Source organism: Dietzia sp. B32, from assembly GCF_024732245.1.
GTDB lineage: Bacteria > Actinomycetota > Actinomycetes > Mycobacteriales > Mycobacteriaceae > Dietzia.
Genome location: NZ_CP093845.1, coordinates 2,593,285 through 2,615,327, shown reverse-complemented (window position 1 = coordinate 2,615,327; position 22,043 = coordinate 2,593,285). Strand labels below are relative to the sequence as shown.

General features: G+C 71.2%; 21 protein-coding genes and 2 tRNA genes. 12 read left to right on the top strand and 11 right to left on the bottom strand.

What is annotated here, in order from left to right; genetic code table 11:
* Positions 1-21: 21 nt before the first annotated feature.
* A tRNA-Ser gene (locus tag L8M95_RS12380) sits at positions 22-113 on the bottom strand.
* Between the two features lie 105 nt (positions 114-218).
* Between L8M95_RS12380 and L8M95_RS12375 the strand changes: the two genes are divergently transcribed.
* The 3 genes from L8M95_RS12375 to L8M95_RS12365 all read left to right on the top strand — a co-directional run bounded on the left by L8M95_RS12375 (position 219) and on the right by L8M95_RS12365 (position 4,315).
* A complete protein-coding gene (locus L8M95_RS12375; protein WP_260486434.1) occupies positions 219-1,277 on the top strand; it encodes a pyridoxal phosphate-dependent aminotransferase in 1,059 nt (352 codons plus the stop codon).
* Positions 1,278-1,398: 121 nt separating this feature from the next.
* Positions 1,399-3,144 (top strand): bifunctional UDP-sugar hydrolase/5'-nucleotidase, encoded by a 1,746-nt coding sequence (locus L8M95_RS12370; RefSeq protein WP_260486433.1) that lies wholly within the window; start codon positions 1,399-1,401, stop codon positions 3,142-3,144.
* A gap of 292 nt (positions 3,145-3,436) precedes the next feature.
* Positions 3,437-4,315, top strand: coding sequence for a S9 family peptidase (locus L8M95_RS12365; RefSeq protein WP_260489249.1), 879 nt, complete (start codon positions 3,437-3,439; stop codon positions 4,313-4,315).
* Positions 4,316-4,345: 30 nt separating this feature from the next.
* Here the strand turns inward: L8M95_RS12365 and L8M95_RS12360 are convergent.
* Positions 4,346-4,431: transfer RNA gene (locus L8M95_RS12360), tRNA-Ser, on the bottom strand.
* 139 nt (positions 4,432-4,570) lie between these two features.
* On the opposite strand from L8M95_RS12360, the gene L8M95_RS12355 reads away from it, so the two are divergent.
* Both L8M95_RS12355 and L8M95_RS12350 read left to right on the top strand, forming a co-directional pair.
* The gene (locus L8M95_RS12355; RefSeq protein WP_260486432.1) at positions 4,571-5,611 is read left to right on the top strand and encodes an NAD(P)H-quinone oxidoreductase; all 1,041 of its coding nucleotides are present in this window, start codon (positions 4,571-4,573) and stop codon (positions 5,609-5,611) included.
* Between the two features lie 97 nt (positions 5,612-5,708).
* Complete coding sequence (locus L8M95_RS12350; RefSeq protein WP_396118809.1) at positions 5,709-6,221, top strand: SRPBCC family protein; 513 nt, start codon at positions 5,709-5,711, stop codon at positions 6,219-6,221.
* Here L8M95_RS12350 and L8M95_RS12345 read toward each other — a convergent pair.
* The 5 genes from L8M95_RS12345 to L8M95_RS12325 all read right to left on the bottom strand — a co-directional run bounded on the left by L8M95_RS12345 (position 6,210) and on the right by L8M95_RS12325 (position 10,689).
* A complete protein-coding gene (locus L8M95_RS12345) occupies positions 6,210-6,773 on the bottom strand; it encodes a PadR family transcriptional regulator (protein ID WP_260486431.1) in 564 nt (187 codons plus the stop codon). The two genes, L8M95_RS12350 and L8M95_RS12345, sit on opposite strands and share 12 nt — an antisense overlap.
* Positions 6,774-6,777: 4 nt before the next feature.
* The gene (locus L8M95_RS12340; RefSeq protein ID WP_260486430.1) at positions 6,778-7,758 is read right to left on the bottom strand and encodes a nitronate monooxygenase family protein; all 981 of its coding nucleotides are present in this window, start codon (positions 7,756-7,758) and stop codon (positions 6,778-6,780) included.
* 116 nt (positions 7,759-7,874) lie between these two features.
* A complete protein-coding gene (locus tag L8M95_RS12335) occupies positions 7,875-8,258 on the bottom strand; it encodes a hypothetical protein (protein ID WP_260486429.1) in 384 nt (127 codons plus the stop codon).
* Entirely contained in the window at positions 8,255-9,613 is a 1,359-nt protein-coding gene (locus L8M95_RS12330) for a polysaccharide pyruvyl transferase family protein (protein WP_260486428.1), read from the bottom strand. The genes L8M95_RS12335 and L8M95_RS12330 overlap by 4 nt, the downstream gene beginning before the upstream one ends.
* Before the next feature lie 59 nt (positions 9,614-9,672).
* Positions 9,673-10,689 carry an NADP-dependent oxidoreductase gene (locus L8M95_RS12325; protein WP_260486427.1) on the bottom strand — a complete coding sequence of 339 codons (1,017 nt, stop codon included), beginning with the start codon at positions 10,687-10,689 and terminating at the stop codon, positions 9,673-9,675.
* Between the two features lie 66 nt (positions 10,690-10,755).
* Between L8M95_RS12325 and L8M95_RS12320 the strand changes: the two genes are divergently transcribed.
* The 4 genes from L8M95_RS12320 (at position 10,756) to L8M95_RS12305 (ending at position 14,197) form a co-directional block, all read left to right on the top strand.
* Positions 10,756-11,643 (top strand): ABC transporter permease, encoded by an 888-nt coding sequence (locus tag L8M95_RS12320; RefSeq protein ID WP_396118805.1) that lies wholly within the window; start codon positions 10,756-10,758, stop codon positions 11,641-11,643.
* Between the two features lie 12 nt (positions 11,644-11,655).
* Positions 11,656-12,474 carry an ABC transporter ATP-binding protein gene (locus L8M95_RS12315; RefSeq protein ID WP_260486426.1) on the top strand — a complete coding sequence of 273 codons (819 nt, stop codon included), beginning with the start codon at positions 11,656-11,658 and terminating at the stop codon, positions 12,472-12,474.
* The gene (locus L8M95_RS12310; protein ID WP_260486425.1) at positions 12,464-13,498 is read left to right on the top strand and encodes a glycosyltransferase; all 1,035 of its coding nucleotides are present in this window, start codon (positions 12,464-12,466) and stop codon (positions 13,496-13,498) included. The genes L8M95_RS12315 and L8M95_RS12310 overlap by 11 nt, the downstream gene beginning before the upstream one ends.
* 93 nt (positions 13,499-13,591) lie before the next feature.
* On the top strand, positions 13,592-14,197 hold the full coding sequence (locus L8M95_RS12305) for a TIGR03086 family metal-binding protein (protein WP_260486424.1): 606 nt from the start codon (positions 13,592-13,594) through the stop codon (positions 14,195-14,197).
* Here the strand turns inward: L8M95_RS12305 and L8M95_RS12300 are convergent.
* Positions 14,184-14,375: a ferredoxin gene (locus L8M95_RS12300; RefSeq protein ID WP_260486423.1), complete on the bottom strand. Its 192-nt coding sequence runs from the start codon at positions 14,373-14,375 to the stop codon at positions 14,184-14,186. The genes L8M95_RS12305 and L8M95_RS12300 overlap by 14 nt on opposite strands.
* A gap of 149 nt (positions 14,376-14,524) precedes the next feature.
* Between L8M95_RS12300 and L8M95_RS12295 the strand changes: the two genes are divergently transcribed.
* Both L8M95_RS12295 and L8M95_RS12290 read left to right on the top strand, forming a co-directional pair.
* On the top strand, positions 14,525-15,010 hold the full coding sequence (locus tag L8M95_RS12295) for a PaaI family thioesterase (protein WP_260486422.1): 486 nt from the start codon (positions 14,525-14,527) through the stop codon (positions 15,008-15,010).
* Positions 15,011-15,114: 104 nt separating this feature from the next.
* Positions 15,115-16,314, top strand: a complete 1,200-nt coding sequence (locus L8M95_RS12290) for a TerC family protein (RefSeq protein WP_260486421.1) — start codon at positions 15,115-15,117, stop codon at positions 16,312-16,314.
* Between the two features lie 3 nt (positions 16,315-16,317).
* Here the strand turns inward: L8M95_RS12290 and L8M95_RS12285 are convergent, their stop codons facing one another.
* Entirely contained in the window at positions 16,318-17,478 is a 1,161-nt protein-coding gene (locus L8M95_RS12285) for a hypothetical protein (RefSeq protein ID WP_260486420.1), read from the bottom strand.
* Positions 17,479-17,665: 187 nt separating this feature from the next.
* On the opposite strand from L8M95_RS12285, the gene L8M95_RS12280 reads away from it, so the two are divergent.
* A complete protein-coding gene (locus L8M95_RS12280; protein WP_260486419.1) occupies positions 17,666-18,064 on the top strand; it encodes a RidA family protein in 399 nt (132 codons plus the stop codon).
* 24 nt (positions 18,065-18,088) lie between these two features.
* On the opposite strand, the gene L8M95_RS12275 is transcribed toward L8M95_RS12280, so the two are convergent.
* Together L8M95_RS12275 and L8M95_RS12270 are read right to left on the bottom strand one after the other, a co-directional pair.
* Positions 18,089-19,960 (bottom strand): glycosyltransferase, encoded by a 1,872-nt coding sequence (locus L8M95_RS12275; protein ID WP_260486418.1) that lies wholly within the window; start codon positions 19,958-19,960, stop codon positions 18,089-18,091.
* 25 nt (positions 19,961-19,985) lie between these two features.
* Positions 19,986-22,040 carry a DUF6541 family protein gene (locus L8M95_RS12270; RefSeq protein WP_260486417.1) on the bottom strand — a complete coding sequence of 685 codons (2,055 nt, stop codon included), beginning with the start codon at positions 22,038-22,040 and terminating at the stop codon, positions 19,986-19,988.
* Positions 22,041-22,043 lie beyond the last annotated feature (3 nt).

The window sequence follows — 22,043 nt, the reverse complement described above, 5'->3', positions numbered from 1 at the left end:
CGGTCACCCGGGTCTCCGGCATGGCGGAGGCGAGAGGATTTGAACCTCCGGTCCCCTTTGAGGAGGACAACTCATTAGCAGTGAGTCCCATTCGGCCGCTCTGGCACGCCTCCTGGAGGCTCTGCTGAGCCAACGAGGAATTACAGTACACACACGCCGGGCCGGTGCGCAAAACGGCCGGACACCGGGCCCGCAGAGGGTGGTCCTACCCTGTAGTCATGTCCCCCGACGTGCGCAGCGACCTCGACGCCATCCCCGCCTATGTTCCGGGCGCCTCCGTACCGGGCGCGGTCAAACTCGCGTCCAACGAGACCACCGCGGGCCCGCTGCCGAGCGTGGCGGCGGCCATCGCCGAGGCCGCGGCGGCCTCCAACCGCTACCCGGACATCACGGCCGGCGCGCTCGTCGACCGGCTCGCGGACTTCCTCGACGTGCCCACCGAGAACGTCACTGCCGGCTGCGGCTCGGTGGCGCTGTGCCAGCAACTGGTCCAGGCGGTGTGCGCACCCGGCGACGAGGTGATCTTCGGCTGGCGCTCCTTCGAGGCCTATCCGATCATCGCCCGGATCGCCCACGCGGTGCCGATCGCGATCCCCAACCGCGCCGACGGTTCGCTGGACCTCGACGCGATCGCCGCCACCGTGACCGCCCGGACCAGGTTGATCTTCGTCTGCACCCCCAACAACCCGACCGGCCCGGCGGTGTCCCGCGCCGAGCTCGCCCGGTTCCTCGACCGCATCCCCGAGCGGGTCACCGTCGCACTGGACGAGGCCTACTACGAGTACATGCGGTCGGACGACCCGGTCGACGGCGTCGCCGAGGCGATGGCGCGCCCCAACGTGGTCTCCCTGCGCACCTTCTCCAAGGCCTACGGCTTGGCCGGTCTCCGCGTCGGCTACCTGGTCGGACCCGTGAGCCTGGTGGTGCCGGTCGCGAAGATGGTCGTCCCGTTCTCCGTGAGCTCCCTGGCCCAGGCCGCCGGGATCGCCTGCCTCGAGGCCGGGGACGAGCTCCGGGCGCGCACTGACGCGGTCGTCGCCGAGCGCTCCCGGGTGCGGGACGCGCTGCTAGGGATGGGACACGCGGTCCCGGACACCCAGGCGAACTTCGTCTGGCTCCCACTCGGGGACGCCTCGGCCGATTTCGACGCCCACTGCCGCGATCACCTCGTCGTGACCCGGTGCTTCGCGGGCGACGGAGTGCGGGTGTCCATCGGAGATCCCGAGGAAAACGACCGGTTCCTCACCGCCGCCCGGCAATTCGTAACCAGAACGTGACGCTTCCGGCGGGGTCCCGTGACCTCGCAACGGCAACATGGTCCGGGTTTGGGGGAGCGCTTCACGATGTCGCGTTCCCCGCATCGCGGGGAATTCCGGTCCCCGCAGCTGAGGAGACGGTGTGCTGCAGAAGAGTTCATGGAACGTGGTGAACTCGGCAGCTGTCCGTACGTCCATCTCGGGGCGCGTGACCCTGGTCGCGCTGGCGTTCCTCTCGGCACTGACCCTCGTCACCACCCTCGCCGCCCCACCGCGCGCCGATGCCCAGACCGGGCGGACCAGCAGCCCGTGGAGCCCGGCGGCGGAGACACGGTCCGTCCGCATCCTGGGGATCGGCGAGTTCTCCGGCGCCCTGTCCCGCCCCGTGGGATTCCAGGGCGAGCTGCGCGACGGCTCGGGGAACGTCCGCCCGGCCGGCGGCGGGCCGCACCTCGCCGCCACTGTCGAGAAGCTACGCGCGCAGGCGGAGGACTCACTGCTGCTCGCCACCGGCGACTCGATCGGCGGGACCGCCCCCGAGGCCGCCCTGCTGGGCGACCGACCGACCATCGAGTTCTTCAACCGGATCGGTGTGGACGGAGCCGGCGTCGGTCGCCGCGAGCTCGAGAAGGGTGCCGACCATGTCCGGTCCCTGGTCGCACCGGGCTGCGTGACCGAGCAGGACTGCCGCGTCGACCCACCGCTCCCGCCGTTCCGTGGGGCGGCGTTCCCGTTCCTGGCCTCCAACGTCATCCCGTCGCCCGAATCCGCCCCGACCTTCCCGTTCTCCATCCACCGCGTCGGCGACGTCCGGGTGGGGGTCGTCGCGGTGACCGCTCCGTCCGAGTCCCTGCCGGAGACGGCCACCCGCCTGGCCGACCCGCTCCGCGCGATCGACGACACCGTGGAGTCGCTGCAGTTCCTGGGCGTGGAGGCGATCGTCGCCATGGTCCAGTCCGATACCGTCCACGCCAACCTGGACCCCGCGGCCTGTCCCGAGGAGCTCACCGAGATCGACCTGGTCAAGGAGCTCAACCCCGCGGTGGACGCCCTGATCATGGGGGCCTCCGGAGGCCCGGCCACCTGCCGCGTCTTCGACGCCGAGAACGACGAGCGCGTCGTCGTGGCCCCCGCGTCCCACGGCCGGTCCGTCACGGTGGTGGACCTGGCGGTCGACCCGTCGACCGGCGATGTGATCCGGCCCCAGACATCGGTGTTCAACCAGACGGTCAACCTCGACATCGCGCCCGACGCCGGGACCGAGGAACTCGTGCGTCAGGCGCAGGCCGCGGCGGCGCCGGAGGCCCGCGAGGTGATCGGCGCCGCCGACGAGGCGATCGAGCGGGACATGGACGCCGACGGCGAGTCCCCCCTGGCCGACCTCGTCGCCGACGGACAGCTCCACGCCACCCGCGGTCGGGGTGCCGAGCTCGCACTGTCCAACCCCGACTCCCTGCTCACCGACCTCCCCGCCGGCCGCCTCGACTACGCCGCCCTGCACACCGTGCAGCCCTACGGTGACCGCCTGTACCTGGTCACCGTGAGCGGGGAAGAACTCCACGCGGCCTTCGACCACTTCGCCGACGACATCGGTCGCAACGGCCCCGCCGTCTCGTCGAACGTGCGCTACACCGTCGACCTCGGACGCCCGCCCGGAGACCGGGTGACGGAGATAGTCGTCGACGACGAGCCCGTCGACCCCCGACGCGAGTACACGGTCGTGGTGAACGAGTTCCTCTCCTCCCCCGAATGGGACGGCTCCGTCCTGGCCGAACGCGGGGATCGCCGCGAGGCCGGGTTGACCGACCTCGACGCACTGCGGCGGTACGTCGCCGAGAAGGGCCCGCTGACGGCCCCCGAGACCGACCGGGTCACCGTCATCGGTTGACGAGACGGCCCGGCCGGTCGGCCGGGGTCGTCCGACACGCCCGAGGGACCGGCTCGGGGGCTCCCCTCAGGGTCCCGCGACAGACAGTCAGTAAGATTGGTTTCACTCTCCGAGACATCTGTCGCGCCCGCCCCGAGCTACGTGCCAACCCGAGGAGAAAGCAAGGCTTTTCGCCTTATCGAATCCTGAGGAAGTGGTGGCCGTGTCGTCGCGAGGACAAGACGTGAGATCGAGACGTGCCGGTGTGGTCAGCGCAGTCCTGGCCGGTGCCGCGCTCGGCCTCGCCGGCTGCATGTCGACGGCAGCGGTACCGGTGGTCGAACCGACCTATGCGGGCTCAGTCCGGTTGGACGAGGTCACGGTCCAGCGATTCGAGTACCCGACCCGGGGTGGCGCCGCGGACCCGGAACAGAACTGGGCGGACCTGTACCTGCCGGCCGGGGCCCAGGAGGTCGATTCCATCCCGCTGGCGGTCCTCATCCACGGAGGGGCGTGGCAGGACCAACTGGGTGCGGACATCTTCGATCCCCTGGCGCGTGAGCTGGCGAGCCGCGGGATGGCGGTCTACAACATCGAGTACCGACGGGTCGGGTCCGGCGGCGGCTGGCCCGTCACGTTCCGGGATGTCGCGGACGCGCTCGACCATGTAATCGAGGTCGACCGGCGGTTCCCGCAGCTCACCACCGACGACGAAGTCGTGGTGGGCCACAGCGCGGGCGCACAGCTCGCGGTCTGGGGCGGTACCCGCCATCTGCTCGAGGACGACGAGGTGGGCGCCAGTCCCGCCTTCCGGCCCACCCGCGTGGTCTCGATCGCCGGCCCGCTGGACATGGTCTATGCGGCGACCCACGGTGACGACAGGATCGTCACGGCGATAGGCGGCACACCCTCCCAGGTCCCCTCCCGGTACGCGATGGTGGACCCGCGGCAGAACATCGCGCCCGACGTCCCCGTCATCGCTCTGCACGGCACGGCCGACACGATGGTCGCGCCGGAGAACTCGACCCGGTACGTGGAAGCCGTCCGGCGGGCCAACGGTCGGGCGCGCCTCGACCTCATCGACGGCGAGGACCACGTCTCGATCGTCTCGGGCGACTCCCCCGCCTACGCGCGGGTACTGGACACGATCTCGGACGCGTCTGCGGCCGACATCGACCGCGTCGCCGACTGAGCCCCCGCGTCCGGGCGCCCACTGCATGGGCGGAAGTGGAGGGATTTGAACCCCCGGTGCTGTTTAGGCACGCTCGCTTTCAAGGCGAGTGCATTCGGCCGCTCTGCCACACTTCCCCGCCGTCCGCCGCGACACGCACGACCGCGTGGTTCCACGTGGAACCCGCGTTGACGACGCCGTTCATCGTAGTGGACCGCGGGCGGGCGCACCCAGCCCGCCTGCCCTCCGGGCCCAACCCGGCTACCGTCGGAGGGCATGAAGGCGATCTCCTACGACAACGGACCCGACACCCTGCGCCTGACCGAGGTCGACGACCCGGTCGCCGGCCCCGGCGAGGTGCTCGTCGACGTCGCGGCCTCCGCGGTGAACCGCGCAGACCTGCTGCAGACCAGGGGCCACTACCCGCCGCCGCCCGGCGCGTCGGAGATCCTGGGCCTCGAGTGCTCGGGCCGGATCTCCGGGGTCGGCGAGGGCGTCGAGGGCCTGGCGGTGGGTGACGAGGTGTGCGCCCTGCTCGCCGGTGGCGGGTACGCGGAGAAGGTGGCCGTCCCGGCCGGACAGGTCATGCCCGTCCCCGCCGGGGTCTCGCTCCACGAGGCCGCGTCGCTGCCGGAGGTGGCGTGCACGGTGTGGTCGAATCTGGCCATGACGGGCGGGCTCGGCCGGGGCGCCCTCGCGGCGCAGGCCCGATGGGGCGATACCGACCTCGGCGCCCCGCGCGTGCTGATCCACGGCGGAGCCGGCGGCATCGGATCCCACGCGATCCAGGTCTGCCGCGCCCTCGGCGCTCGCGTGGCCACCACCGCCGGCGGGCCGGAGAAGGTGGCGATGTGCCGGGAACTGGGCGCGGACCTGGTGATCGACTACCGGGTCGAGGACTTCGTCGACCGGGTCGGGGAATGGACCGACGACGACGAGCGCGGCCGTGGCGTCGACCTGGTCCTGGACGTGATGGGCGCGAAGTACCTGGAGAAGAACATCGCCTCCCTGGCGCCGGACGGTCGCGTGATCGTCATCGGGCTCCAGGGCGGGGTGAAGGGCGAACTCAACCTGGGCAGGTTGCTGCCCAAGAGGGCCGGCATCCTCGCGACCAACCTCCGGGCCCGCCCGACCGACGGCCCCGGCGGCAAGACCGGCATCTGCCGGGAGGTCGTGGACCAGGTGTGGCCGATGGTCGCGGCCGGGGACGTCACCACCCGGGTCTCCCGCGAGATCCCGCTCGGCCGGGCTTCTGAGGCGCTCGCCCTGCTGGAATCCGGCGAGAGCCACGGCAAGATCCTGCTCACGGTCGACTGAGGGTCGCGCCGGTGGTCTAATCGGCACCGACAGAGGTCGGCGAGACCGATGAGCACGTGGCCGGCCGGGCTGTCACCGCCGATCGAAGGAGCATGCCGTGTCCACTGTCGCAGACCCGGGTGATTCCGCCGGCGCGTCCGCCGACGCCTCGTCCATGACCGCCCGCAGGCGGATCCCTGCGCCGGCGTCGGAGATCTTCGCGCTCCTCGCCGACCCGACGCGCCACAAGGAGACCGAACCCGGCGACTGGGTGCGCGACGCGGTCACCACCGAGCCCATCTCGGGCGTGGGCGACGTCTTCGTGATGAACATGTACATCGACGCCAGGGGCGGCCACTACGTCATGCACAACGTCGTGACCGCGTTCGACCCGGATCGGACACTTGAGTGGGAGCCGGGCCAGCCCGACGACACCGGGGAGGTCTCCACCGGCGGATGGCGCTGGCGCTACGACCTGACCCCCGTCGGCGAGTCGACCGACGTGGCCCTCCGCTACGACTGGTCGGCCACTCCCCCGGAGGTGATCGCCGAGATCGGCGGGATGCCGCCGTTCGGGCCCGGGTTCCTCGAAGCGTCGCTGGCGTCGCTCGAGTCGGCGCTACGGCGCTGACCCCGGCGACGGCAGGCGACCCAACACCTCGAGGGTCTCGTCGCACCAGACCACCCATGCCTGCTCGGCCTGGATGCCCAGCTTGAGCACCTGGTGCTGAAGGGCGCCGCGCACCTCGGCGGGGTCGCGGGACGCGAAGTCCTGCTCCTCGATCTCGCGGTACCGGCGCAGGCTCTCCAGCCGCAGTCGGCGGTGGTGCTCGAGGGAACGCCGCAACTCGCCCGTCCTGCCCGTGGCCGCCGCCGCGCGGGCCCGGACCGCGATGCTCGAGCGCATCGGTTCGGGCTCGTCGTCCTCGCCGATCCACCCCACCAGCAGGTCCCGGCCGTCACCGGTGACGGCGAACCGTCTGGGCTGTCCGCGCCGGGGCGGGCCCTCCTGCGGCAACTCCCGGATGAGGCCGGCGGAGGCCAACCGGTCGAGCTCGCGGTAGATCTGCTGGTGGGTCGCGGGCCAGAAGTACCCGATCGACTTGTCGAACCTGCGGGCGAGTTCGATGCCGCTGCCCTCCCGCTCGGTGAGCGAGGTGAGGATCGCGAACTTCAGCGACACCGGTTCAGCGCATCGCGGGCAGGCCCGCGGTGAGGGCGGCCAGCGCGTCGTCGTACTCGGACCGCAGTCGCTCGACCAGCGCGCGGACGGATCCGATCGAGTCCACCGCGCCCACACCCTGGCCGGCGCCCCAGATGTCCCGCCACGCCTTGGAGTCGGTGGTCCCACCTGAGCCGAAGTCCATCGCCGACGGGTCCGATTCCGGCAGGTCATCCGGATTGAGGCCAGCGGCCTCGATACTGCCCCGCAGATAGTTCCCGTGGATTCCCGTGAAGAGGTTGCTGTAGACGATGTCGCCGGCACCGCTGTCCACGATCATCTGCTTGTAGGCGGCGGTCGCGCGGGACTCCTCGGTCGCGAGAAACGCCGAACCGATGTAGGCGAGGTCGGCACCGGCCGCCTGCGCGGCGAGGATCGAGCGGCCGTGGGCGATGGCCCCGGACAGCAACAGCGGGCCGTCGAACCACTCCCGGATCTCCTGGACCAGCGCGAAGGGCGACTGGGTGCCGGCGTGCCCACCCGCACCGGCGGCGACGGCGACCAGTCCGTCCGCGCCCTTCTCGACGGCCTTGCGCGCGAACCTGTCGTTGATCACGTCGTGCAGGACGATGCCACCGTAGGAGTGGACGGCCTCGTTGACCTCCTCGCGGGCACCGAGCGAGGTGATGACGATCGGCACCTCGTGCTCGACCACGGTGGCCAGGTCCTGCTCGAGGCGGTCGTTGGAACGGTGGACGATCTGGTTGACCGCGAACGGCGCCACGTACCGATCCGGGTTCGCGGACGCGAACGCCTCGTTGCTCTCCTTGACCTGGTCGATCCATTCCGCCAGCACCGACTGCGGCCGCGCGTTGAGTGCCGGGAACGACCCGATCACGCCCGCCTGACATTGCGCGGCCACGAGCTCGGGGCCGGAGTAGATGAACATCGGCGACGCGACCACCGGAACGGTGAGCGGGCCGGCGAGTACGGAGGGAAGGGCCATGGGTAGTCCTTTCGGAACCGGGGCGGGCGGACTTCTCCCCCGAACGTACGGCCACTCCGGCCTTCATGCAACTAGTTGCACAAAGCGGTCGCGAAGTACCCGGGGGTGCGCGTAGCTCAGCGGTCGGACCGGAAGGTCTCCTCGACGACACTGACACCCGAGCCCGCCCGGGACTCCCACTGCCACGTCTCGCGGAACCGGACCCGGCCGTCGGCGAGGACCTCGATCACCGAGTCACAGACGCCGCTCGAGGTCCGGCCGTCCGAGCCGAGGTGGACATAACGGAACTGCAGCTCAACCCCACTGCGGGTGCCCACCAGGTAGCCGCGGAGCACCTCACCGCCGCGGTACTCGGCCCACACCACGTCGCCTTCCTCGTGGTACGTGAACGTGGTCCGCGACCCCACCTCGCCCGTCCCGGTGTTGGACACTCCCACGAGTACGCGGCCATCGAGGTCGACGTCCTCCGCGGGATCGCTCCCGGCGTCGCGCCGTCTCACCGAGAACCGGGCCGGTAGATCTCCTGCGCCAACCGCTCCGCGCCCGCCACGAGCTCGGTGACGGTGGCCGGATCGATGCCACCCGCGGCGGGCACCCCGGGATCGTCGGGGCCCGGGCCCTCGTCCGCCGCCACCGAACCCCACGGCGACCCCGCAGCGAGCAGCGACCCGTGCTTGACGTCGTAGTATTCCGACCCCGTCCGCAGCGCCACCCCGGAGGCGCCACGGGCCGCCGCGAAGAGGTGCGGGTGGAATCGGCTGGTCAGCCAGACCTGCCCGGGCCTGGCGGGAAGACCCGAGTCCCACAATTCCCGGAACGACACGAAACGCGCGCGGGGCAGATGCAGGTCGGCCAGAGCGCGGCCGACCTCGTCGTCGTCGTCGCCCCGCCCGCCCGGTCCACCGTCGACGGTGGACGCCGCCTCCGCGCGGGCACACAGCATGTCCCACACCACCCGGTCCCCACCGGGGATCGACTCGACGACCGTCATCCGCTCCCCCGGGAACGCCCATGCGGCGAGGGTCCGCGCGACGGTGTCGGCGAGCAGCCCGGGATCGACCAGGTCGGACTGCGCGCAGAGCACCAGGTCACGGCAGGTGTCCGGGTCGGCCGAGTACACCGGGTGGTCACCGGATTCGACGCCACCCGCCGTGCACAGGGCCAGCCAGCCGTCGTCGCCCACGTGGCGGACCGGGACCCCCGCACCCGCGAGGAGGTCGAACGAGTCCGCGTCGCGGACGGTGACCAGGTCGTAGTCGCGCAACGCCCCCGCCAACCGTCCGGCGTCCCCGCACGGCACGAACCCCTGGCCCGTGGCCACCACGCGCGCACCGGACAGTCGGCCGGCCTCACCCGCCGCCGCCACCACGCCCAGGTGGTGGGGCCACTGGTCGTTGACGTAGCCGCCGCCGATCAGGTGGATGACCGACGCGCTGCGCAGCAGATCGACGCCCGAGGCGAGCGCGGGCCGCACCCCGGGATCGCCCACCGCGTGGCGGCAGAACCCGACCGCCGCGTCGGCCTCGGTGTGCTCGGAGGCCAGGCGCCACAGCGTGTCGGTGAAGAGCGCGTCCGGGTGCTCGGAATGGTGGAGGACCGCCGCCTGACCGGGCGTGTGACAGTCCACCACCACGGGTGTGCCGGGCAGCGCGTGCCGCAGGTAGCGCAACCACCCCGCCAACAACTGCTCGTCGCCGTGATTGGGGTGACCGGCCGGGGCGACGAGATACACGGGCCGGTGACTCTCCCGCGCCCGGCCCCACCGCGCGTCCGCGGCGGCGCGCGCGTCATCGAGCCGGCGACGGATCCGTCGCCGTAGACGGTCTGCGGGCGCGGCTCGGCGAGTCGGCGTCATGACGTCAACCCTGCCGCACCCCCGTGACGCGCCCCCACCCGGGTCGGCGGGCGGGCCGGTCAGATCTTGACGAGCATCTTGCCGACGTTGGCACCCTTCATCAGATCGAGGAACGCGTCGACCGAGTTGTCGATGCCCTCGACGACGGTCTCGTCGAAGACGATCTCGCCCGACGCGACCCACGGACCGACCTTCTCCGCGAACTCCTTGAAGAGGTGCGTGTAGTTGTTCACCGTGAAGCCCTGGAGGGTGAGCCCACGGGTGATGGCGTACCAGAGGTTGTCCGGCCCGGGCGTGCGCTCGGTGGCGTTGTACGAGCTGATCGCGCCACACAGCGCGAGCCGACCGCGGTCGTTCATCAGGTCGAGCGCGGCCTCGAGGTGGTCCCCGCCCACGTTGTCGAAGTAGACGTCGATGCCCTCACCGTCCTGGGTGCCGAAGTGCTCGCGCAGGAGCGTGCGGACCGGGCCTTCGCGGTAGTTGATCGCGGCGTCGAAGCCGTAGCTGCTCGTGGCCTTCTCGACCTTCTCCGCGCTACCGGCGGACCCGACCACCTTGGAGGCCCCCATGAGCTTGGCGATCTGGCCCACGGCCGACCCGACGGACCCGGCCGCGCCGGAGACGAAGACCGACTCGCCCGGCTGGAAACGTCCGATGTGCAGCAGACCCACATACGCCGTGAGACCGGTGGTCCCGAGTACCCCGAGGTACGCCGAGACCGGCACACCGTCGATCTCCCGCACCACCCGGAACTGCCGGCCGTCGGCCTGCGCGATGTCCCGCCAACCCAGATCGTGCTGGACCACCGCACCGACGGGGTGGGCGCCGGACCGCGACTCGACCACGCGCCCCACAGCGGCGCCGGTCATCGTCTGATCGAGTTCGAACGGCGGGATGTAGGAGCGCCCCTCGTTCATGCGCCCACGCATGTACGGGTCCACGGAGACGTACTCGTTCGCCACCCGCACCTCACCCTCGGCGAGCTCGGGCAGGTCCACGGAGACCGTGCGGAAGTTGTCGTGGGTCGGCCATCCGCGGGGGCGGCTCGCGAGCTGGATCTGTGTACTGGTCGTCATCTCTACTGTCTACGCGCACTCGCGGCGGGGCTGCCACCGGCCGAGGCTCTAGTAGGCTTCCCGATCGTGCAGGACCAGTCCCTTCCCGATCCCGCCTCGGCGACGCTCCCCGACGAGCGCGTCCGCGGCGAGATCGTCAACGACTCCCACACCTTCCGCCGGGCCGTCGCCGACCTGCGGCAGGGGCTCAGTCAGCGCGAGCTGTGGCTGTCCCTCGGCTGGCAGGACATCAAACAGCGCTACCGGCGGTCCACGCTCGGACCCCTGTGGATCACCATCGCCACCGGAGTCATGGCCGTCGCACTCGGCCTGCTCTACTCGATCCTCTTCCAGATCCCACTCGCCGAGTTCCTCCCCCACGTCACCGTGGGACTCATCATGTGGGGCTTCATCTCCGGGTGCATCAAGGAGGGCTCCGAGGTCTTCATCGCCAACGAGGGCCTGATCAAGCAGCTCCCCAGCGCCCTGAGCGTGCACGTCTACCGCCTGGTGTGGCGCCAGTTCCTCTTCCTGTGCCACAACCTGGTGATCTGGGTGGTGCTCATGGTGGTGTTCCCCCGGCCGCTCGGCTGGGACCTGCTGCTGTCCGTCCTGGGACTGGCGGTGCTCATGCTCAACGGCGTGTGGGTGGCCATGCTGTTCGGCATCCTCGCCACCCGGTTCCGTGACATCGCGCCGCTGCTGGACTCGATGGTGCAGCTGCTCTTCTACATGACCCCCATCGTCTGGACCACGCAGACGCTCTACGAGCAGGGCGGCGAGATCGCCGACCGCGCGCGCATCGCCGAGCTCAACCCGCTGTACCACTACCTGGAGATCGTCCGGGCGCCGATGATCGGCCAACCGATCGACGCCTACCACTGGTGGATCGTCCTGGCCTGCACGGCCGTCGGTCTCGCGCTGGCGTTCGTGGCACTGCGCCAGTTCCGCTCCCGAGTCCCGTACTGGGTGTAGGAGGTACATCCCATGAGCTCCGCTGCACCCACCCCCGGTGGCGTCTCCATCGACTGCGTGGACGCCTGCGTCGACTTCCCGATCTTCGACGCCAAGTCGCGGTCGTTGAAGAAGGCCGTCCTGGGTTCCGCCGGTGGCGCGATCGGCCGCAACGCGTCCAACGTCGTCGTCGTCGAGGCCCTGCGGGACATCACCCTCTCCCTCCGCGAGGGCGACCGCGTCGGCCTCGTCGGACACAACGGCGCCGGCAAGTCCACGCTGCTGCGCCTGCTGTCCGGGATCTACGAGCCCACCCGCGGCGCGGCCCGGATCCGCGGCCGCGTGGCACCGGTGTTCGACCTGGGCGTCGGCATGGATCCCGAGATCTCCGGCTACGAGAACATCATCATCCGCGGGCTGTTCCTCGGCCAGACGCGCAAGCAGATGAAGGCCAAGGTCGAGGAGATCGCGGACTTCACCGAACTCGGCGAGTACCTCGACATGCCGCTGCGCACCTACTCCACCGGCATGCGGGTGCGCCTGGCGATGGGCGTGGTGACCTCCATCGATCCCGAGATCCTGCTGCTCGACGAGGGCATCGGCGCCGTGGACGCGGAGTTCATGAAGAAGGCGCGCGTCAAGCTCGCCGACCTGGTCTCCCGCTCCGGGATCCTCGTGTTCGCCTCACACTCCAACGAGTTCCTGGCCCAGCTGTGCGACTCGGCGATGTGGATCGACCACGGCCGGATCCGCCAGCGCGGCAGCATCGAGGAGATCGTCACCGCCTACGAGGGCCCCGAGGCTGGCCGGTCCATCGGCGACTACATCGGCAGGATGCACCATGAGGGCTGACGGCGCGGGCGCCGACGCACGGCGGGTGGTGGCCGTCGTGGTCACGCACCGACGGCTGGAGCAGTTGCGCGCCTCGCTCGGGGTGGTGTGCGGCCAGACCCGCCCGGTCGATCACCTCGTGGTGGTGGACAACGCCGACGAGCAGGCCGTGCGCGAGCTGGTCGAGTCGCAGCCGGTGGAGGCCACGTACATCGGCTCCCGGCACAACCTCGGCGGCGCGGGCGGGTTCGCCCTGGGGATGCTCCACGCCCTGGCCGCCGGCGCCGACCTGGTGTGGTGCGCCGACGACGACGGCCGCCCGGAGGGCCCGGAGGTGCTGGCGACACTCCTCGGTTGCATGGACCGCCACGGCCTGGCCGAGGTCTCGCCGGTGGTGTGCGACCTCGACGATCCCGATCGCCTGGCGTTCCCGCTGCGGCGCGGCCTGGTGTGGCGGCGGTACCGCTCAGAGTTGTTCACCGGGGACGGGGACGGCAGCGGGACCGGCGGGGCGGGCGGGTCGGACGGGCCGGGCGAGCCGGGCGAGCCGGGCGAGCCGGGCGAGCCGGGCGAGCCGGGCGGGAGCGCGGTTCCGACCGAGGACCTGCTGCCCGGCATCGCGTCGCTGTTCAACGGCGCGTTGTTCACCGCGGACTGCCTGGACCGGGTGGGCGTTCCGGACCTGCGCCTGTTCATCCGCGGCGACGAGGTGGAGATGCACCGTCGGCTCGTCCGTTCCGGTGTGCCCTTCGGCACCTGCCTGACCACCGCCTACCTGCATCCCCAGGGCTCGGACGAGTTCAAGCCGATCCTCGGTGGGCGGATGCACACCCAGTTCCCCGACGACCCGGTCAAGCGCCACTTCACCTACCGCAACCGCGGGTACGTTCTCACCCAGCCCGGCAACCGGCGGCTCATCCCGCAGGAACTGTTGCGGTTCGGTTGGTACTTCCTCGTCTCGCGCCGGGACCCCGCCGGATTCCGCGAGTGGCTCCGGCTGCAGCGGATGGGCGCGGGCGAGCGGTTCGTCAAGCCCGGCGGCTAACCCACGAAATCCGCTACTGCGAATCCGGATCGGCGATTCCAATCCGACTAGCGGATCCCGAGGCGGGGTAGCGGATTTTGGCAGGATGGGTCCATGACCGACTGGATCGCCCTGCAGGCCCTCGCCGCAGACCTCTATGACGAGGTGCTGCCCGCCGTCACCGACTGGGACGCCGCCACCCCGTGCAGCGACTGGACCGCGCGCGAGGTGCTGGCCCACGTGGTCGACGAACAACTGTGGGTGCCGGGACTGCTGGCCGGCGGCACCGTCGACGAGGTGGCCGACGATCTGGAGGACCGCCTGCGTCGGCTCCGGGAGGCGACCGGGCCGGAGCTGGTCACCGACTGGGACGCGATCCGTCCGCCGGTGGCGGCGGCATGGCGGGGAACCCCGGACGATGACGAGGTGCACCTGTCCTACGGGCTGGCGCCCGCGAAGCACTACCTGGCGCAACAGGTGTTCGACCTCGCCGTCCACGCGTGGGATCTCGCCGTCTCCCAGCGGATCGACCTGCGGTGGGGCGACGAGCTCGACCGGGCCGTGCTGGAGTTCGTCCGGGCGGACCTCGCCGACAACCCGGCCCCGGAACTCTTCGATCCCCCGGTGCCCGGTTACGACGAGCCGGACGCCCCCGCCCGGGACTCGGCGCTCGCGCTCACCGGTCGAGATCCGGGGGCGTGGCCCGTCAGGCCTCTCTGAGTGCGGCCATCGGGCACTTCTCGACCGCTTTGCGCGCCCGCTTCTGGTGCTCCTCGGGGACCTCGTCGACGATGACGCGCACCACCTCGTCGTCGTCCCCCAGCTCGAACACCGCGGGGGCCAGGCCCACGCACACCGCCTGCCCCTCGCAGCGGTCCGGATCCACGATGATCCTCATGACGTGCCTCCTCGTCGACGGCCACCTCCGAATTCGGGGCCGGAACCCTGAAGCTAGACAAAGTGTTGGCTTTTGTCCAGGAATCTCGCGATGTCGCGACAGATCGACACCCACCCCGAACTGACCCGTCGGTAAGTTAAGCTCGCCCCGTGCCGAAGACACTGCTGCACCGCTACACCTCGAGCCCCCGGGCGTTCCCCGTCCTCGCGTCGCTCTACCCACCCCTGCTCGGTTCGGGGATCCGCATCCGTCACGTCGCCCCGGACTGGACACGCGGGGAACTCGACATGCACGTGGCACCGTGGACGGCCAACACCAACGGCACCGCGTTCGGTGGCGCCCTGTTCGCCGCCACCGACGTGCTCTACGGGGCCCTGCTGTCGGGGCAGCTCGGCTCCGGGTACCAGGTGTGGACCAAGACGGCGACGATCGACTTCCGCACCCCCGGCCGTGGCCGACTGCGGTGCGTCGTGGAGGTGCCCCGCACGGAGGCCGACTCCATCCGCGGGCAGCTGACCGAGCGATCCCGCACGAGCATCGTGCACACCGCACTGGTCACCGATGCCCGCGGCACGACGGTAGCCGAAGCCCGGCACACCATGTCGATCGGAAAAAGGGTCCGCCGACAGGACTGAGCAGGGCCTCACGGAGGCCGGCGCCGGACCCTGACGGGGGGCTCCGATCGCCGGACGCGGGTAGGATGATCCGGTCCCCGGCCCTCCCCGGAAAGGAACCCCCGTTGGGAGCCACCCCGCTCGCATGGTCGTTGTCAGTCGGCCTCATCATCGCCCTGTTGCTGTTCGACTACTTCTTCCACGTGCGCAAGGAGCACATCCCCACGCTCAAGGAGTCGGCCATCTGGTCCGCGCTCTACGTGGGGATCGCCGTGGTGTTCGGGTTCGCGGTATGGATCTTCGGCGGCACCGACATGGGCGTGGAGTACTTCGCCGGGTACATCACCGAGAAGGCGCTCTCGGTGGACAACCTGTTCGTGTTCCTCCTGCTGCTCACCAGCTTCAAGGTCCCGCGCGCGGGACAGCAGAAGGCGCTGCTGTTCGGCATCGTGTTCTCGATCATCGCGCGGACCGCGTTCATCTTCGTCGGCGCTGCGCTGCTCAACAAGTTCGCGGTCCTGTTCTACGTCTTCGGCCTGTTCCTCATCATCACCGCCGGCCGGCTGCTCGCCGAGGACGACGAGGACGACGACGCCGACAACGTGGTGGTGCGCCTGGCCAAGAAGTTCATCCCGGCCACCGACCACTACGACCACGACAAGCTGTTCACCATCGAGAACGGCAAGCGGGTCATGACGCCGATGATGATCGTCATGGTCGCGATCGGCGGCACCGACATCATGTTCGCCCTGGACTCGATCCCCGCGATCTTCGGGCTCACCCAGAACGTCTTCATCGTCTTCACCGCCACCACGTTCTCGCTGCTCGGCCTGCGCCAGCTGTACTTCCTGCTCGACGGGCTGCTGGACCGGCTCGTCTACCTCAAGTACGGCCTGGCCGCGATCCTCGGCTTCATCGGCGTCAAGCTCATCCTCCACGCCCTGCACGAGAACAACCTGCCGTTCATCAACGGTGGCGAGCACGTGGACGTGGTGGAGATCCCCACGTTCCTCTCGCTGGGCATCATCGTGGGTGTCCTCGTGGTGACGGTCCTCGCCTCCCTGCTCAGCCCGGCCGGCAAGGCGTTGACGGTGCTCGGCAACCTCAAGCGACACTCGCACGATTACCTCAACAAGGACTTCACCGACGACCCGGTCGAGCGCGCGAAGCTGTGGAGCAAGATCATCGAGAACGAGGACAAGCTCAGCACCATCGACCGCAAGTACTTCGGCTCCGAGGGTGACGTCTGGGAGCTCGAGCAGCTCCTGCGGCGGGTCTGGGACGAGCAGGGACGCTACGAGAAGGCGACCGACTACACCCGCTGACGCTCACGCCGGCGGCCCCGGATTCCACCGGGGACCGCCGGACCACATCCCGTGGGGATCCGCCGCGCCGTGCCCCCGGAGCGGGAAACGGACCTCCGTCGACGGCCAGCGCACCCGCAGAACCGCCGCCGCGCGGTGGCCGACATCGGTGACCGGGGTGACCGGGGTGAGCGACGCGGGAGCGGTCGGCGGCGCGACGCCCGCGGGCGCGGGGGTGCCCGGTGGTGCGGTGTCCGCGGAGCCACCGCGGACGTCGATCACGGCCCAGCCGGCGCCCAGAAGGCGCGCCCGGTAGCGCTCCGCGGATCGTCCGAGTGTCGCCGCCCTCCCGCCCGGGGTGAACACCACGCACCGGGCCATCGGATCAGCCAGGGGCAAATCCACCGTGTAGTGCCCCATTCGAACGGTGTGCCCGTGTCCGAACCCGCCGAGCCCGGCCGCCGCCAGCGTGAGACGGGCCCGCGTCGAGGCGACTGATCCGGACAGCTGGTCCGCGGCCCGGACGACCTCTCTGAACCTCCTCGCGCCCCGGCCCGCCGGATGGTCGGCCACCCCTGTCAACTGGCCCGGCAGCTCGGGCACCATCGCGCACAGCCGTTCCACCGAGACGACCGCCTCCTCGAGGCCCAGGTCCCCCGCGAGGTCCCGGCAGGTCCGCAGCGGGGTGGTGACGCGCAATCCGTCGAGTTCCGTGACGGCTGACGCGGGCATCGAGCCGTAGCGGTACACCCGGCCCGGGCACGACCTGCGGGTGGACGGCAGCCAGATCTCGGGCAACGCATCCGGCGGCGTGGAGTCGTCTCCCCACAGCAGGGCGGCGCTGCGACCGCGCAGGACCCCGTCGGGCCAGGTTCGCGCCAAGGCCACGCTGCGGAGCCGGAGGTCGTCCGGCTGGTCGGCGCGGCGGTACATCCCGTGCCAGATCCGTTGGTACCGCGCGCGGTCGGCGGGGTCCGGTACCGCCCCGGCGAGTTCTGCGGTGGTCAGCGGGCCGGGCGGCAGTGCGCCACGTTCGCCACGTGCGCCCGGGGCGTCCCTGCGGACCCTGCCCGGTGGTGACAGGTCGCCGGCCGCGTCCGTACCGCGCGCTCCCGCATCGAGAACTGTGACATCGGGGGGTCCGGCATCGAGCACTCCGGCACCGTACTTGTCTGGGATCTCCATACCCCTCACTGTGGCGCACGGAACCGCCGGCACCGGGCCGCGAGAGCGCCATCCGAGCGGCCCCTGTGGAGAACGCCACACCCTGTGGAAGCCCATGACCCACCGCTGTTACATGCAGCTAACTAACTCGACTCATCGCCCCCAGAGGATGAATCCGTCACACCGGACCACAGACGGAGGAAAAGAAGTGCAGAAGGAAATCGTCGTCCCCGCGGACATGGCCCACCTGGTGGAGCGGTTCAACTACTCGCCGGCGGTGAAGGTCGGCAACCTGATCTACTGCTCGGGTCAGGTCGGGAGGGACTCGGAGATGAACGTCATCGACAGCAGTCTCGAGGACCACTTCGTGGCGGCCTGGGAGAACCTCGGCACCGTACTCCGGGCCGGCGGGTCGGACTTCGAGCACATCGTTGAGATGACCACCTACCACGTCGGACTCCAGGACCATCTACCCCTGTTCCTCGACGTCCGCAGCCGCTACATCCCCCGGACGGACGTCCCCACGGCGTGGAGTGCGATCGGTGTCAGCGAGCTGACGTTCCCAGGCCAGCTCGTCGAGTTGAAGGCGGTGGCCCTGGTGCCGTGATGGACCGGGGCACCACCCGCGGGGCTACACGCCGTAGAGCCGGGCCCAGTTCTCGCGGGTGGTGAGCTCGGCCTGCGCGGCGCGCCACCGCTCCTGGGCGGCCGGGGCCTCCCGGACGAACCGGGCGAGCAGCGACACCAGACGCTTCTGCAGCTCTGCGGACCGCGCCGGGTCGACCCTGCGGTGGTGCACCCCGGTCTGCGAGGCGTCGGTGACGTACACCTCGTCGAACAGCGAGACGTGCCACCACGCGGCGTCCTCGTACGGGATCGCCACCACGCCGCGGCGCTGCCGACCCAGCTTCTGCATGAGCAGCCGCTTGGCCAGCACCTGGTCCTCGCGGTCCTCGCGCGGGATCCCGACCTTGCGCTGGACACCGATCCCGGCGGGCAGGGCCTCCACGCCGAGCTTGGCGGTCTCCGGATATTGCGCGCGCTCGGCACGGATCGCGGCCAACGCGGCCTGACCGCCGTCGTCCACCCCGTGGGAACCGTCGGGCCCGTCGAGGAACGCCTCGATGCCCCGCAGGCGCGTGGCGGCCAGGCCGTACTGCATGGCCGCCACGGCACGCAGGACGCTCCGGGCGAGGTTCTTGGCCATGCCCTTCGCGTCGATCCCCTGCCGGAGGGCGGCGGTGGTCAGCGAGTTGCGCAGGGAGAAGAACTGACCGAAGTCGTCGCCGTCCTTCCAGTAGAAGTCCGCGTGCCACACCGCCGCACCCTGCAGGGTGCACGTGGGCATCCCCGCCTGGCGGCAGCGCAGGCCGTACTCGATGTCGTCCCACTGGAAGAAGTACGGCATGGGGAGCCCGACCCGCTCCACGGCCTCGCCGGGGACGAGGCAGGACCACCACGCGTTGTACTCGGCGTCGATCCGCCGCTCCTGCCGGCCCGCGACCACCGACTCGTCACGCAGCGCGAACTCGTCGGCGTCCAACCCGCCCCGGAGCTCGTCGAGCTGCGTCCGTTCGGCCGAGACCAGCAGGTAGTCGGGGTTGAACAGGTAGAGCATCTGGGCACCCACGAGCATCGGCTCGCGGGTGACGGCGGCGAAGGCGAACAGCCGCAGCACCGTCTCGGGCTCCACCCGGACGTCGTCGTCCATGAGCAGCACGTCCACCGGCCCCGGGCCGTCCGGTGCGGTGGCCTCGTACAGTCCGCGGCTGAAGCCGCCGGCACCGCCGAGGTTGGGCTGGCGGAGGTAGTGCAGCCGGTCGCCGAACTCCTCCGCCGCGTGCCGGAACGGATCGCGGGTCTCCACCAGATCGGTGCCCTGGTCCGTGACATAGAGGTCGTCGATCAGGTCCGCGACGAGGGGATCCGAGGCCAGCGAGTCGACCGTGGCCGCACAGTCATCCGCCCGGTTGAACGTGCAGATGGCGACGGCGGCGCGGCGGGCGGGCCTCGTCGTCGTCGTATTCCACTCCACCTCCGACACCGTCGCGGGCGCGTCGACGGCGTGCACCTCCAGCCACATCGCGCCACCGTCGGTGAACGTGTCCACCGGCACGTGCAGCACCGCCATGCCGTCGCCGTGGTGGTGGACCACCTCCACCGTCCGCACGTGGGAGCCGATGTCGGAGGCGCGCACCAGCACGTCGACCTGCCCGGCTGTCTCCACCGACACCCGTACGGTCAGCTCCGTGACGATGGTCCAGCGCTGCCAGTAGGACGCCTCGAACCGGCCGAAGTAGGTGTTGGTGTCGACGATCGCGCCGGGCTCCAGGTGCAGCTCGGTGCGTGTGCGGCGCACCACGCCCCGCGTGATCCGCGAGTACAGGTCGTCGTTGACCCACCGGCGCGGGCCGGAGAACAGGGTGCGCTGGAGCAGCAGGTCGCGCTCGGGCCGGTCGGTCCCGGTGTCGGCGTCTGCGGTTGTCACGGTGGTGGCGTCCATGGGGCGATGCGCTCCTGGGAGTCGGTTAGGCGGTGCCGTCCAGGCTAGCCCCCGGGCCGGGGGGCGCCGCCTCGACGACCGGTGAGTCGGTGTTCGGGGGCTGCCCAGGCGGTGTCACCGGGGGGATGCCGGGTGGCGGGGGCAGCGGCTGGTGGTCCGCGGGCACCGGCAGGACCTCGTACAGGCGGGCGCCGGGAGTGGCCTCCACCAGCCGCAGGTTCGGGTTGAGGTGCAGTCCGATGAACCCACCCGGCCGGCCCGGCCCGCCCACGGACTCCGTCCCGACGATCACCCAGCGCACGTCCCGGAGTTGCATCTCGCGGGTGACGGTCGGGTCGAAACCGTAGCGGTTGACCGAGGTGTACAGCGTCATGCGGTCGGCGCCGACCTGCGCGACCGGGTCGTCGGCGAGCGGCGCCCCGAACACCACCGGCACCCCGTGGAGCGCGTAGACCCAGGCGGTGCCGTCGAACGGGTCGTTCAGGGCCACCCCGCCGTCGTACCTCTCCCCCAGCGCGTCCAGCACGAGCCGCTCGTCGGCGGTGACCGCGGGCCCGTCGGCGTACCCCCAGGCGGTGAGGTCCCGCGCCATCACCGCGTGCCCGGAGGCGGTGAGCAGGGCCAGCGCCGCCGCCACGGCCACGCCGACCCGGGCCGCCGGCCGGCGCAGCGACCCGCGCGGAACCAGCGCCCGCACGCCGGCCCCGGCCAGCACCGCCGAGGGCAGGACGAGCAGCGACGCGAACCGGTAGAAGTCGTCCCACCAGAAGCCGGTGAACGTCCGCACCCAGTCGCCCTGCACGGCCGCGGCCAGGACGTACAGGGTCCCGTAGACGAGCAGCGCGGCGACGGGGGCGGCGAGCGGGCGACGCCGCCGCGGGTCGGCGACCGCCGTCGCCAGTCCCACGATCACCGCCACGGCCATGCCCACCGAGGCCACCGCCGTGGGACCGAGGTCGAGCACCGCGGCGACCGCCCGCGCCACACCCACCTCCCGTGGCCACGAGAACCCGGCGAGCGACTGGGTGGTCCCGGACGACACCATGCTCACCGACCACCCGACGTACGCCCCCGCGGGCACGGCCGCCAGGACGAACGCGCCCAGCACCGCCAGCCGCGGGCGCAGGCCGGGAGCGGCGGCCAGCCCGGCGAGGGCCTGCGCGGCGAGCGGGATCGCCGCGGCCAGTGCCACCGACGGGTGCACCGACCACGCCCCGGCCATCCCGGCGCCCAGGAGCAGCGCGTGCGCGGGCATCCGGGACCGACGGGCGGCGAGGTGCTCACCCAGCAGGAGCAGTCCGGGGATCACCGCGACGCCCAACGCGAACGGCAGTACGGGTCCGCGCGCCAGGGCGAGGTACGGGAACGTCCACGCCGACGCGGCGACCGCCGCGGCCGCCACCGCCGCGAGTCGGGACCCCCCGCAGAGGCGGGCCGCCAGGACCGCGACCCCCAGCACGAACACCACCCCGGTCGCCGCGGAGACGGCGCCCAGGGCCTCCGGCAGGCCGCCTCCGGGCAGCCCGACCAGCAGCGACGCGAACGCGTGATAGGTGTCCGGGTAGAAGAAGTGCGGGTTGGCGGGCTGGCTCACCGGCGCGAGGTCGGTCAGGCCGGCCCGCCCGGTCTCGGCGATGAACCGGGTGGCGCCGCCGTGGAAGATGGCGTCCCAGCCCTGGGGAATGGCGGTGAGACCGCGGGTGGCGACGAGGATGTGGGCGACCGGGATCACCGCGAGGACGACGACGACGAGGTCCGCCACTCCCGGGCCCGGCCCGCCGCGGCGGGCGTCGTCGTCGTACTCCCCCTCACCGCGCCGCCACGTCCCCCGGTCGGTGACCCGGGCGGCGATACCCACTGCCGACGCGCAAGCCAGCGCGGCCAGGGCCGTCACCCCGGCGGAGATGAGGCCCCAGCGCAGGTCCGCCGCGGCGGTGACCGCGCACCCCACCGCGACCACGGCCAGCGACACCACCGGCCCGGCCGCCACCGCGTCCCGCCACCGGGTGCCGGCGGCCAGGCAGATCGCCGCGCCCGGCGCCAGCAGCAGCACCACCGCGGCGACCGGGAGCAGCGCCACAGC

Coding starts and splice junctions, on each gene's coding strand:
- L8M95_RS12375 (WP_260486434.1), top strand. CDS start 219: ATGTCCCCCGACGTGCGCAGCGACCTCGACGCCATCCCCGCCTATGTT.
- L8M95_RS12365 (WP_260489249.1), top strand. CDS start 3,437: ATGTCGACGGCAGCGGTACCGGTGGTCGAACCGACCTATGCGGGCTCA.
- L8M95_RS12355 (WP_260486432.1), top strand. CDS start 4,571: ATGAAGGCGATCTCCTACGACAACGGACCCGACACCCTGCGCCTGACC.
- L8M95_RS12340 (WP_260486430.1), bottom strand. CDS start 7,758: ATGGCCCTTCCCTCCGTACTCGCCGGCCCGCTCACCGTTCCGGTGGTC.
- L8M95_RS12330 (WP_260486428.1), bottom strand. CDS start 9,613: ATGACGCCGACTCGCCGAGCCGCGCCCGCAGACCGTCTACGGCGACGG.
- L8M95_RS12325 (WP_260486427.1), bottom strand. CDS start 10,689: ATGACGACCAGTACACAGATCCAGCTCGCGAGCCGCCCCCGCGGATGG.
- L8M95_RS12315 (WP_260486426.1), top strand. CDS start 11,656: ATGAGCTCCGCTGCACCCACCCCCGGTGGCGTCTCCATCGACTGCGTG.
- L8M95_RS12310 (WP_260486425.1), top strand. CDS start 12,464: ATGAGGGCTGACGGCGCGGGCGCCGACGCACGGCGGGTGGTGGCCGTC.
- L8M95_RS12305 (WP_260486424.1), top strand. CDS start 13,592: ATGACCGACTGGATCGCCCTGCAGGCCCTCGCCGCAGACCTCTATGAC.
- L8M95_RS12300 (WP_260486423.1), bottom strand. CDS start 14,375: ATGAGGATCATCGTGGATCCGGACCGCTGCGAGGGGCAGGCGGTGTGC.
- L8M95_RS12285 (WP_260486420.1), bottom strand. CDS start 17,478: ATGGAGATCCCAGACAAGTACGGTGCCGGAGTGCTCGATGCCGGACCC.
- L8M95_RS12275 (WP_260486418.1), bottom strand. CDS start 19,960: ATGGACGCCACCACCGTGACAACCGCAGACGCCGACACCGGGACCGAC.